Genomic DNA, 12,619 nt, shown 5'->3' on the forward strand with positions numbered 1-12,619 from the left:
AAATGGGTAGAAATTTAGCTAAACTCCATAATTATACAGAAAATAGTTTTATTATAAATAAAACTAAATTTATCAATTTAATGACTTTTGGAGAATTAGCCAGTAATTAAGCGTAAATTACCGCATAGGACAGTTAACAAAGGAAATTAATAACATAATGTAATTTTCATCAAAATATCATAATTGGCATTGAAGAAAGGTTGTAGTATAGTAGGAGTGTAACAACAATACCCCCTAGTAGTTTTAGTGATTGTGATTGTTATAAATTTAACATTCCATTGCTTTAAGGTTAACTTAAAAATATAAATTACATAAAAGGAAGGTGTAAACCATGAGAAAGATGAAAACTATGGATGGAAATACTGCAGCAGCATATATATCATATGCTTTTACAGACATGGCAGCTATTTATCCAATTACTCCATCATCACCAATGGCTGAACATGTAGATGAATGGGTAGCTCAAGGCGTTAAAAATATTTTTGGACAAACAGTAAAGGTTGTAGAAATGCAATCAGAAGCAGGGGCTGCAGGCGCAGTTCATGGCTCTTTACAAGCTGGTGCATTAACAACAACATACACTGCATCTCAAGGACTTTTATTAATGATACCTAATATGTATAAAATAGCTGGAGAACTTTTACCAGGCGTGTTCCACGTTTCAGCTAGAGCTCTTGCTACAAGTACATTAAATATTTTTGGAGATCATGGAGATGTAATGGCTGCAAGACAAACTGGTTTTGCTATGCTTGCAGAAAGTTCAGTTCAAGAAGTAATGGATTTATCAGCTGTTGCTCATTTATCAGCTATAAAAGGCAGTGTTCCATTTGTAAACTTCTTTGATGGATTTAGAACTTCTCATGAAATACAAAAAATAGAACAACTTGAATATGCTGAATTAGCAAAGCTTGTTGATATGGATGCAATAGAAGCATTTAGAAGAAAGGCTTTAAATCCAGATCATCCAGTAACAAGAGGTACTGCAGAAAATCCAGATATTTATTTCCAACAAAGAGAAACTGTAAATAAATATTATGATGCCCTTCCTGCTATTGTTGAAGGATATATGGCAGAAATAAATAAATTAAGAGGAACTAACTATCAGTTAATGAATTACTATGGTGCTGAAGATGCAGAAAATATCATCATCGCTATGGGATCAATTTGTGAATTAGCTGAAGAAGTTATAGATCATTTAAATGCTAACGGAGAAAAATACGGTTTAGTGAATATTCACTTATTTAGACCTTTTTCAATTGAACATTTACTTAAAGCAATTCCAAGCACAGTTAAGAGAATTGCAGTATTAGACAGAACTAAAGAAGTTGGTGCTGAAGGTGAACCATTATATCTAGAAGTTAAGAGTGCTTTCTATGGAAAAGAAAATGCTCCACTAATAGTTGGTGGAAGATATGGCTTAGGCTCTAAGGATACTGTACCAGCTCATATCATAGGTATTTTCGATAACTTAAAGAAAGATGAGCCAAAGAATCACTTTACAGTTGGTATCGTAGATGATGTTACATTTACATCAATTCCAGCTGGAGAAGACTTAGATACAACTCCTAAAGGAACTACTGCATGTAAGTTCTGGGGACTTGGGTCAGATGGTACAGTTGGTGCTAATAAATCTGCAATCAAAATTATCGGAGATCACACTGATATGTATGCACAAGGTTACTTTGCATATGATTCAAAGAAATCAGGTGGTATAACAATTTCTCACTTAAGATTTGGTAGCAATAAGATTAAATCTCCTTACTTAATAAATAAGGCAGACTTTGTTGCATGTCATAACCAATCTTATGTATATAAATATAATGTTTTAGACGGTTTAAAGAAAAATGGAACTTTCTTATTAAACTCAATCTGGTCTCCAGAAGAAGTTGAAAAGAATTTACCAGCAGCTTATAAACAATACATAGCTAAAAATGATATTAAATTCTACACAATCGATGCTGTTAAAATAGCACAAGAAATCGGTCTTGGTGGAAGAATTAACATGATAATGCAATCTGCGTTCTTTAAATTAGCTAACATAATCCCAGTAGAGGATGCTGTTAAATACTTAAAAGAAGCCGTTGTTAAGTCATATGGTAAAAAAGGTGAAAAAGTTGTTAATATGAACAACGCTGCAATAGATAAAGGTGTTGAATCAATTGTTAAAATAGATATACCTGAAAGCTGGAAAGATGCAGTTGATGAAAGTACTGATACTAAAGACGTTCCAGAATTCATTAAAAATATCTTAATCCCAATGAATAGACAAGAAGGGGACAAGCTAACTGTTGGAGATTTAATCAATAATGGTATGGTTGATGGAACATATCCAGCTGGAACTGCTGCTTACGAAAAGAGAGGTATTGCAATCAATGTTCCAGAGTGGCAAATAGATAATTGTATTCAATGTAATCAATGTTCTTATGTGTGTCCACACGCAGCTATAAGACCTTTCCTTTTAGATGAAGAAGAAGTATTAAAAGCACCTGAAAGCTTTGTATCAAAAGCAGCAACAGGAGCTAAGGGATTAAACTTTAAAATTCAATTAGCAGTTGAAGATTGTTCAGGTTGTGGAAACTGTGCTCAAGTATGTCCAGCTAAAGAAAAGGCACTTATAATGAAGCCATTTGAATCACAACTTAATGAAAAAATTAATTGGGAATTTGCTAATACATTAAAACCAAAGGCAAATCCAATGAATAAATCTACAGTTAAGGGAAGTCAATTCGAACAACCATTACTTGAGTTCTCAGGAGCTTGTGCAGGTTGTGGAGAAACACCATATGCTAGATTAGTAACTCAATTATTCGGAGATAGAATGATGGTAGCTAATGCTACAGGATGTTCATCAATCTGGGGTGGATCAGCTCCTGCAACACCATACACTAAAAACCATAGAGGTCATGGACCAGCTTGGGCAAACTCACTATTTGAAGATAATGCTGAGTTTGGATTAGGTATGTACCTTGGTGTTAAGGCTATTAGGGAAAAATTAGTGGCTGAAGCAGAAAAAGCTATAGAGTTAGGAGTAAGTGAAACTTTAAAAGAAGCTTTAACTAACTGGATAGATAACTTAAATAATGGTGAAGGTACAAGAGATAGAGCTGATGCGTTAATAGCAGCTTTAGAAGCAGAAAAAACAGGTAATGAATTATTAGAAGACTTATATAATAATAAAGATTTCTTTGTTAAGAGATCTCAATGGATCTTCGGTGGAGACGGTTGGGCTTACGATATCGGATATGGTGGACTAGATCACGTTCTTGCATCAGGAGAAGATATAAACGTTCTAGTATTCGATACAGAAGTTTATTCAAATACAGGTGGTCAATCTTCAAAATCAACTCCAACTGCTGCAATAGCTAAGTTTGCTGCTGCTGGAAAACAAACAAAGAAAAAAGACCTTGGAATGATGGCTATGAGCTATGGCTACGTTTATGTTGCACAAATTTCAATGGGAGCTAATCAAAATCAAACATTGAAAGCAATAAGCGAAGCAGAAGCTTATAAAGGACCTTCTCTTGTGATCGCGTATGCACCATGTATAAATCATGGTTTAAGAGTTGGTATGGGATGTTCTCAATTAGAAGCTAAAAAAGCCGTAGAAAGCGGATATTGGGCATTGTATAGATTTAATCCAGATGTTGCTGATGCTGGTAAAAATCCATTTACATTAGATTCTAAAGAACCAAATTGGGATTCATTCAATGACTTCTTACTTGGAGAAGTAAGATATTCATCATTACAAAAATCAAATCCTGAATTAGCAGAAGGATTATTCGCTAAAACTAAGCTTGATGCTCAAAAGAGATTAGATAGCTACAAGAGATTAGCAAGAGATTAATTTTAAGAAAAGCACCAATGAATATTGGTGCTTTTTAAATTTGACTAAGAATTGATAAAAGGAAAATAATATTAATAATAGTATAAAATATTCAAAAAAAATGCTTTAATTATAGTAAGCTTTAGTTTAAAATATATACATAAACCTTAAGGAGGAATAACTAAATGAATGATGAAATAAAGAAGGACAATGGCTGTAACTGCCATGAGGATACATGTGACTGTGGAGGTCATGAAGAAAATCATGAATGCAATTGTGCAGGACATGATGAAGGACATCAATGTGGTTGCGGAGAAGATCATGATCACGAAGAGGGGTTATTTGTAACTCTAGAAGACGAAAATGGTAATGAAATACAATGTGAAGTAGTAGAAGGTTTCGTTTTTGAAGACAATGAGTTTGCTTTAGTTCAAAATCCAGATGATGGTTCAATGTACTTATTTAAAGTTGTTGGCGATGATGAAGATGGAGAATTAGTTGTTCCAGAAGAAGAAGAGTTTAATAGAGCAATTGCTTACTATGAAAGTTTGCTCGGAAGTGATGAATAGAACCATAATCCGCTGAAATGTGGAAAAGCCGCTAAAGCGGCTTTTATTCTATAAAATATACGAAGTTAAATAGATGATTGAAAATAAAAGGTGTCTGGAAGAAATACCGAAAGGGGAATTTGCTATGGTTAAGATTGGCATCTTTGATATAGACTTTACTATAACAAAAAGGGAGACACTTATACAGTTCTATATATTTATGCTTAAAAGGAATCCAGGTCTAATAAAACATTTACCTAGGAGCTTGGGTGCTTTCTTTTTATATTCTTTAAAATATTATGATGAGAAAAAAGTAAAACAAGTTTTTTTAAGATTTATTGCAGGTATAGATGAAAAAGAAATGGAAATTTTAGTAAAGGAGTTTTATTCTAAGGTTTTATCAAATATATTTTATGAAGATGCTATTTCAATGATAAAGAAATTAAAGGAAGAGAATTGTCTTATTTATTTAATATCAGCATCACCAGAATTTTATCTGAAAGAAATGTATGCGATACCTGAAGTGGATAAAATAATTGGAACTGAGATTAGTGTTAAAGAGGGCAAGTTTATCCCGGAAATTCTAGGAGATAACAACAAGGGACAGATCAAAGTAAAAAAACTTATGAATGAAATTGAAAAAGAGGAATTAGAGGTTGATTGGGAGAATTCTTATATGTTTTCGGATTCTACTTCTGATGCACCTTTATTGAATCTTGTTGGAAATCCGTATCTTATCAACTATAAAAAAGGTCATGACTCTATAGAAATTCTTAGGTGGAGGTAATAAATATGGAAGCAATTAATAGTTATTATCTTGAAAACGATACTGTAAAAGAAGTTAAAGAATTTGGACTCAATTTTAAAAACAATGGGAAAAATTATTATGAAGTTATAAGAATCTTTAATAATGTTCCACTTTTTTTAAATGATCATTTGAGCAGATTAATTAATACATTTAAATTAGAAAATGCTGCTTTGTGGTTAGATTCTGATGAAATTAAAAAAAAGATATCATTATTAATAGAAGTAAATAAAATTGAAAATGGAATAATAAAGCTTGTATTTAACGTAAAGGAAAATGAAAAAAACTTTTATGGATATTTTATTGAAAGAAATCATCTAGAAGATAAAGAGTATGTTTATGGAGTGAATACAGGCTTATTCTACGGTAAGAGGATTAAACCAAATTCCAAAATTGTTGATAGCTCATTAAGAGCAGAAACAAATAGAGTTATAGCAGAACGAAATTTATTAGAAGTAATATTAGTAAACGAGGATAATACAATTACTGAAGGAAGTCGTTCAAATATGTATTTTGTAAAAGGTGAAAAAATAGTAACAGTTGCTATAGATAAGGTGTTACCAGGAATAACTCGTAGTAAAATTTTAGAGATATGTACTGGATTGCAATACCAAGTTGAAGAACGGACTATAAATGTAGATGAACTTAGAGATTTTGATGGAGCTTTTATGTCTACAACCCCTTTAGGGGTAGTACCAATAAGAAAGATAGAAGAGATAGAATATAATGTTGATGATAACAATGTTGTAAAGTCTATAGTTCAAGGATATATGCAAATGGTTAAAGAGTATGAGAAAAGTGTAAAAACTAAGTTTCAATAGAAACTATAATTTTATAGTGAAGGATATTTATTTTCATGTAAGCATAAGGTAATATTATACATAGGATTTAATTAAAATTAATTTTAAAAAAAGTATAGATGAATAGCTGAATTTAAAATTTAATTAAATAATAAAAATTAATTAAAAATTGATTAAAGTTATAAAAGCAATTGGTCGATAATAAAATGACACAGAACAGGGGGAAAAAAGATGGAAATAAGGTGTTTTGAGGGTAAAACTCTTGAGGAATGTATTGAAAAGGCTTCAGAGGAATTAAAAATTTCTAAAAAGGATTTAAAGTATAAAGTTATAAGACAAAAGAGCTTTTTTCACAGATCTGTAGAAATTGAAGTAACCCTTGAAGAAAATGTAAGTGAAGATAATAGTGTTTCAGAAAATGGAGTTATTTTAGAAAACGAAGATCAAGTTCTTTTAGAGAAAGAGATTGAAGTTGAAAAAAAAGAAACTATTAATGGAACAATTTCTGTAGTTGATGGCAAAATTATTGTGAAAAACCCATTAGAAGGTGGTAGTTTTGCAAAAATTTCTGCGGATAAAGAAATTAAATTATTGATTAACGGTAAAGAGGTTACATCTAGAGTCGATATCAAAGAAGGGGATAGTATAGAAACTATTCTACATGAAATTTCTTCAAAGAGGATTGTAAATATTGCTACTAGTCAAGATAAAATGGAAGCATATATAGATATAAAGTATGAACCTCAAAAAGTATATACCTTAATTGATTCACTTCCATCGGAGAATATTACTTTAAAATCTAGAGTGAAACAAGAAATTTTTCCGCCAAAGTTTACTGTAGAAGAAATAAAAAATTATCTTGGAGAAAAAAATATAAAGTATGGAATAATTGAAGAGAATCTTACGGAGAAAGTATTAGCAGAAGGTTGTGTAAATCTTAAAATAGCCGTTGGAACTGAAGTTGTTAATGATGAGGATGACAAGATTATCATTAATTTTAAAACTAATAAAGAAATAATGGAAGAAAAAAAAGATAAAGGTCAGAAAATTGACTATAAGAGTATAGGCTATATTGAACCAGTAAAAAAGGGCCAAGTAATAGCTGAACTTGTTAAAGGAAAAGAAGGACACGATGGTCAAAATATTTTGGGCATAGTTAAGAAAAAGAAAAAAGGAAAGCCACTAACAATTACAGCAGGTGAAAATTGCCAAGTTGTAGATGAAAAGGTGATTGCTGAGTGTGATGGTAAACCTTATATTAAAAAGAATATATTTAATGTTTTCAATTGTCACGAAGTAAGTGGCGACGTAGATATGAAATCAGGAAACATTAATTTCATAGGAGACGTAATAGTTAAAGGTGACGTAAAAGATGGAATGACTGTGACATCAGGACATGGTGTTGAAGTTCATAATAGTGTATTAGATGCAAAGATTATCAGTGATGGTGATATTATAGTTAAGAATAATGTTATACATTCTGATTTAAAAGCTGGAAAAGAAGATGTAAATAAAATTGAATATATTGATCATTTAGATTCGTTAGAACAAAGACTGGATGGAGTAATCAAGTCATATGAGCAATTAAAACAATTAAATGCATTGGATCCAAAAACCACTACTGGGCAAGTAATAATGATGCTTATAGAAAAGAAATTTAGCAAAATACCATCGATATGCAAGGATGTAATAAAGAATCCAGGGCTATGTGGTGGAAAGCTTTTTGTAAATATAAAGGATTTACTAATTGGAGTAGGACCTAGCAATATAAAATCTATAGATGAACTTAAAAATTTACTACAATTAATAAAAGAAAGAAAAGAAGTGCTTAAATCAGAAACCTATGATACTTATGATATTATATGCGAATACTGTCAAGATTCAAATCTTGAATGTTCTGGAGATGTAATACTTACAGGAAAAGGACAATATGTATCGTATATTTCAGCAGGTAAGAGTGTTATATTTAATAGCGAAAGTAGTATTGCTAGAGGCGGAGTTATTAAGGCACAAGAGACAATTAAAGTTGGTATTGTAGGAAGTGAAGCTGGAGTTTCCACAAAACTTATTGTTCCTAAGACAGGACATATTTTTGCAGAGATAGCACACGTAAATACTGTTTTGGCTATAGGACCTAAGGAAGTACGTTTAGATACGTCATGTAGAAAGCTACATGCATATCAAGGAGAAGACGGAACTATTGAAGTGGAAAAATTTGTACTATAGGAGTGATAGTGTCATGGAAAATAGGGAATTTAAAATCTTGATTTTTTCTATTAATGGTATATATTATGCTACGGATATTATGAATGTCGAGAGAATATTAGGCTATGAGACTACTACTCAAATACCTGATTCTCCAGAATTTATTGAAGGAGTCATAAATTACGAAGGAAAAATATTGCCTATAATTAACTTAGCAAAAAGATTTAATTTAAGGGGCGAGATAACTACTAGTGATTCTAAAATAATTGTTTCTAATCAAAAACATGGAAAGTATGGAATGATTGTTGATTTAGTTTCCGAAGTTAAGGATGTAAATACAGATATGATGGAAGAAGCACCAGAAGTTATTGGCGGAATATCAAGAAGATATTTAAAAGGACTAGTCAAAATAGAAGATAAAATTGTCATAACATTAGATTTAGAAAAAATTCTTACAGAACAAGAAAAAGACTTGCTTTAGAGTACGGTGAAATATGGAACTTGGTGCTGGAAAAGAAATAAAAGTTGGTATAGCTGATGCAAATATCTCAAAAGCTCCTGACAAAATTATGACAATTGGTCTTGGTTCTTGTATAGGGATTGCTCTTTATGATAATGTGTTGAAGACAGGTGGGCTAGTGCATATCATGCTTCCTGATAGTCTTCAATTCTCAAATATTACGAATCCGCTTAAATTTGCGGATCTCGCGATTCCTATATTAGTCGAAGATTTAAAAAAATATGGTGCAAATACTAAAAGATTAACTGCTAAAATAGCTGGTGGAGCTTCGATGTTCAATTTCTCTGATAAAAGTATGGTTATGGATATAGGTAATAGAAATTGCAAATCGGTTAAAGAAATTCTTGGAAAGCTATCAATTCCTATTATTTCTGAGGATACCGGAGGCTCTAAAGGAAGGACTATGATATTTGATTTGAATGATGGAAGTGTCCAACTTCGAACTGTAGGGTTAGGAACAAAATATATATAAGTAATGAGGTGGTTTATTTGATTCCACGCAAAAAAATAGATGCAGTAGTTATTGGAGCCTCTACCGGCGGTCCTAAGGCTTTAAATACTATAATACCAAATTTACCATCAGATCTTGGAATGCCGGTGTTTGTTGTGCAACATATGCCTGTAGGTATGACTAAGGATTTTGCAAATAGATTGAATTTAAACAGTAAAATAAAAGTTGTTGAAGCAAAAGATTTTGAAGTAATTGAAAAGAACACAGTGTATATTGCACCTGGAGGATATCACATGGAAGTAGAAAATGATAACAGGATTCATCTAAATTCTGATCCTGCTATTTGGGGCGTTAGACCAGCAGCAGATAAACTTTTTATCTCAGCCTCTAATGTGTATAAGGGAAAACTCCTAGGTATAGTATTGACTGGAATGGGACGAGATGGAGCAGAAGGCATTGTGAAAATTAAAGAAAATGGGGGGATAACTTTATCGCAAGATAAAGATTCTTGTACCATATATGGAATGCCCAAAGCTGCTTTTGAAACAGGTAAAGTAGATAAAGTTATCCCTTTAGCTAGTGTTGTTGATGAGATTATAAATATTTGTTCTTCGACAGGGAGGTAAATATGGATATCCAACAGTTTAAACAATGGGTTTATAAAGAATTTAAAATTGATTTATCTGCCTATAAAGAGTTACAATTAAATAGAAGAATTGTAAGCCTTATGAATAGAAATGGATATAAAGCTTTTGACGACTATATAGCAGCACTTAAAGTTGATAAGGAGTTAAGGCAAAAGTTTCTTGATTATATTACAATAAATGTTACAGAATTTTTTAGAAATCCAGATATCTTTGATGGATTCAATGCTGAGTTATCAAAAATAATTAATAGTACAACAGGACAAATTAAAATTTGGAGTGCTGCTTGCTCTATAGGGGCAGAGCCTTATTCAATAGCAATTCTAATGGATAAGTTGGGTGCTTTAAGTAGAACCAAAATACTAGCTACAGATATAGATTTGACAATTTTAAATAGAGCACAAAAGGGCGAATTTAGTGAAACAGAAATAAAAAATATTTCTTCTTCAGATTTGAATAAATATTTTTTAAAAATCAACGATAAGTATATTGTAAAAGATTCTATTAAGAAAATTGTAACTTTTAAAAGACATGATTTGATAATAGATGATTACGAAAATAACTTTGACGCAATTGTGTGCAGAAATGTTGTTATTTATTTTAATTCTGATGTGAAGGACAAAATCTATGAAAAGTTCTCTAAATCTTTAAAAAAAGACGGTGTGTTTTTCGTGGGTGCTACAGAGAGTATATATAATTATAAAGATTATAATTTTGAAAAAGCTTCTACATTTATTTATAAAAAACGTTAAAGGGGGTCAACCAAGTGGATACTGCACAATACCTATCAATGTTTCTTGAAGAATCAATGGACAATCTTCAAACTTTAAATGAATCATTACTTCTTTTAGAACAAGAACCAGAAAATATCGATAAAGTAAACGAGATTTTTAGAGTTGCTCATACAATTAAAGGAATGGCCGCTACTATGGGTTATTCAAGAATGTCTGAATTAACGCATAAAATGGAAGACGTATTATCAAAATTTAGAGAAGGTGACCTAAAAGTTAGTCAGCAAGTGGTAACTGTACTATTTAAATGTTTAGATACGTTAGAACAAATGGTAGATGGAATAACAGAAAGCGGTAGTGAAGACGTGGAAATAGAAGGCATAATCAAAGAATTAGAGGAAATATCAATTAATCATGCCTCACTTGAAACTAGTAGAATTGATGATGCTGATAATGTAATTGAAGATAATAGTAATGTTTTAGAAAATGAAGATAACTTTAGCAAAGTGCAATTAAATGAATATGACTTAAGCATATTATCGCAAGCAGTAGATAAGAATTTCAACGTAATAGAAATGAATGTATTTTTAGATGAAAAAACCTTATTAAAATCTGCAAGAGCTTTCTTGATTGTCCAAGCCATAGAAGCTCATGGTGAAATAGTAAAAGCCGTACCAACAACAGAAGATTTGGAACAAGAAAATTTTGACTTAAATTTTTCTTTAATTGTAGTTACTCACAAGAGTGAAGAATTTATGAATAGCCTTGTTAAAGCTGTTTCTGAAGTAGAGAAAGTTATGACAAAGGATTTAAGATCAACACTTCCAGTGAGAGGACAAAGTGTTATTGCTGCAAAAACTATAGAAACTGCACCAAAGAAGGCGGTGACAACTACTCCTGTTAGTACAAATGTAGTAGCTAAAGATAATGATAAAAAACCTGCAGTTCATAAAAAAGTACATCAATCTGTAAGAGTTGATTTAGAGAGATTAGATAAATTTATGAACATGGTTTCAGAATTAGTTATTAATAGAACCAGGTTAGAACAAATAGGAAGCGAACTTAAAATCAATGATTTAAATGAAACATTAGAACAAGTAGCGAGAACAACTTCAGAACTTCAAGATTTAGTTATGAAGATTAGAATGTTGCCATTAGATACTGTGTTTAATAGATTCCCTAGAATGGTAAGAGACTTATCTGTTGAATTGGGAAAAGAAATTGATTTAAAAATAGAAGGACAAGATACAGAACTTGACCGAACAGTTATAGATGAAATTGGAGAACCATTAATTCACCTTATAAGAAATGCTGTAGATCATGGTATTGAAAGAAAAGAAGATCGTATCAGCGCAGGAAAAAGTCCGATTGGTGTAATTAAATTAGTTGCATACCAAGAAGGAACTAAAGCTGTTATTAAGGTAGTTGATGATGGTGCTGGTCTTAATGTTGATAAGATAAGGGCAAAAGCTGAAAGAGTTGGAATTAGTACAGAAGGAATGAATGACAATGATATCAAGAATTTGATATTTGAACAAGGCTTTAGTACTAATGAACAGGTGACAGACATATCAGGCAGAGGCGTTGGTATGGATGTAGTAAAAACTAAGGTATCATCTTTAGGTGGAACTTTAGAAGTAATCAGTGAAATGGGAGTAGGTTCTCAATTCATAATTAGACTTCCTTTAACTCTTCAAATAATTCAAGCATTGTTAGTTAAAGTAGGAGAAGAAACATTGGCTATTTCTCTAGGATATATAAATGAAATAATAGAGTATAATTCTAGTGATATAAAGAAAACTAGTGGTAAAGAAGTAATAGTTTATAGAGGAAATGTAATACCACTTGTTAGAGTTAATAAAGTTTTAGATATAGAAGCTAATAATAGTGATAAGAAATTTGTGGTAATTACTAAGGTTGGAGACAAAGATGTGGGAATTATTGTTGACTCTTTGTGCGGACAACAAGAAATTGTTATTAAGCCTCTTGGAAAAACATTGAAAGAATTAAATCAATATATTGGAGCTACAATACTAGGTGATGGTTTTGTAACTTTAATTCTTGATGTAGCAGCATTGATTTAGGAGGAAAA

General features: G+C 31.5%; 9 protein-coding genes and 1 pseudogene. All 10 read left to right on the forward strand.

The features are described from left to right. Positions 1-331: 331 nt before the first annotated feature. Positions 332-3,844 (forward strand): pyruvate:ferredoxin (flavodoxin) oxidoreductase, encoded by a 3,513-nt coding sequence (gene nifJ, locus CLOCEL_RS08465; protein ID WP_010077360.1) that lies wholly within the window; start codon positions 332-334, stop codon positions 3,842-3,844. Between the two features lie 164 nt (positions 3,845-4,008). Further along, positions 4,009-4,392 carry a DUF1292 domain-containing protein gene (locus tag CLOCEL_RS08470; RefSeq protein WP_010077359.1) on the forward strand — a complete coding sequence of 128 codons (384 nt, stop codon included), beginning with the start codon at positions 4,009-4,011 and terminating at the stop codon, positions 4,390-4,392. 124 nt (positions 4,393-4,516) lie between these two features. Further along, positions 4,517-5,158 (forward strand): HAD-IB family hydrolase, encoded by a 642-nt coding sequence (locus CLOCEL_RS08475; RefSeq protein WP_010077358.1) that lies wholly within the window; start codon positions 4,517-4,519, stop codon positions 5,156-5,158. A gap of 5 nt (positions 5,159-5,163) precedes the next feature. After that, on the forward strand, positions 5,164-5,997 hold the full coding sequence (locus tag CLOCEL_RS08480; protein WP_010077357.1) for an aminotransferase class IV: 834 nt from the start codon (positions 5,164-5,166) through the stop codon (positions 5,995-5,997). A gap of 210 nt (positions 5,998-6,207) precedes the next feature. Beyond that, positions 6,208-8,202, forward strand: a complete 1,995-nt coding sequence (locus CLOCEL_RS08485; protein WP_010077356.1) for a flagellar assembly protein A — start codon at positions 6,208-6,210, stop codon at positions 8,200-8,202. Between the two features lie 13 nt (positions 8,203-8,215). After that, positions 8,216-8,662, forward strand: coding sequence for a chemotaxis protein CheW (locus CLOCEL_RS08490; RefSeq protein WP_010077355.1), 447 nt, complete (start codon positions 8,216-8,218; stop codon positions 8,660-8,662). Positions 8,663-8,675: 13 nt separating this feature from the next. Beyond that, positions 8,676-9,173 (forward strand): chemotaxis protein CheD, encoded by a 498-nt coding sequence (locus tag CLOCEL_RS08495; protein WP_010077354.1) that lies wholly within the window; start codon positions 8,676-8,678, stop codon positions 9,171-9,173. Positions 9,174-9,193: 20 nt separating this feature from the next. Continuing rightward, a pseudogene (locus tag CLOCEL_RS08500) lies at positions 9,194-9,778 on the forward strand (CheB methylesterase domain-containing protein); the annotation flags it as partial. 2 nt (positions 9,779-9,780) lie between these two features. Beyond that, positions 9,781-10,548 (forward strand): CheR family methyltransferase, encoded by a 768-nt coding sequence (locus CLOCEL_RS08505; protein WP_010077352.1) that lies wholly within the window; start codon positions 9,781-9,783, stop codon positions 10,546-10,548. A gap of 14 nt (positions 10,549-10,562) precedes the next feature. Beyond that, on the forward strand, positions 10,563-12,611 hold the full coding sequence (locus CLOCEL_RS08510; protein ID WP_010077351.1) for a chemotaxis protein CheA: 2,049 nt from the start codon (positions 10,563-10,565) through the stop codon (positions 12,609-12,611). Positions 12,612-12,619 lie beyond the last annotated feature (8 nt).

It is taken from the genome of Clostridium cellulovorans 743B (assembly GCF_000145275.1).
In the GTDB taxonomy this organism is placed as follows: Bacteria; Bacillota; Clostridia; order Clostridiales; family Clostridiaceae; genus Clostridium_K; species Clostridium_K cellulovorans.

What these genes read in the sequence shown, in the direction of transcription:
- CLOCEL_RS08470 (WP_010077359.1), top strand. Translation starts at nt 4,009, where the DNA reads ATGAATGATGAAATAAAGAAGGACAATGGCTGTAACTGCCATGAGGAT.
- CLOCEL_RS08490 (WP_010077355.1), top strand. Translation starts at nt 8,216, where the DNA reads ATGGAAAATAGGGAATTTAAAATCTTGATTTTTTCTATTAATGGTATA.
- CLOCEL_RS08480 (WP_010077357.1), top strand. Translation starts at nt 5,164, where the DNA reads ATGGAAGCAATTAATAGTTATTATCTTGAAAACGATACTGTAAAAGAA.
- nifJ (WP_010077360.1), top strand. Translation starts at nt 332, where the DNA reads ATGAGAAAGATGAAAACTATGGATGGAAATACTGCAGCAGCATATATA.
- CLOCEL_RS08475 (WP_010077358.1), top strand. Translation starts at nt 4,517, where the DNA reads ATGGTTAAGATTGGCATCTTTGATATAGACTTTACTATAACAAAAAGG.
- CLOCEL_RS08505 (WP_010077352.1), top strand. Translation starts at nt 9,781, where the DNA reads ATGGATATCCAACAGTTTAAACAATGGGTTTATAAAGAATTTAAAATT.
- CLOCEL_RS08495 (WP_010077354.1), top strand. Translation starts at nt 8,676, where the DNA reads ATGGAACTTGGTGCTGGAAAAGAAATAAAAGTTGGTATAGCTGATGCA.
- CLOCEL_RS08485 (WP_010077356.1), top strand. Translation starts at nt 6,208, where the DNA reads ATGGAAATAAGGTGTTTTGAGGGTAAAACTCTTGAGGAATGTATTGAA.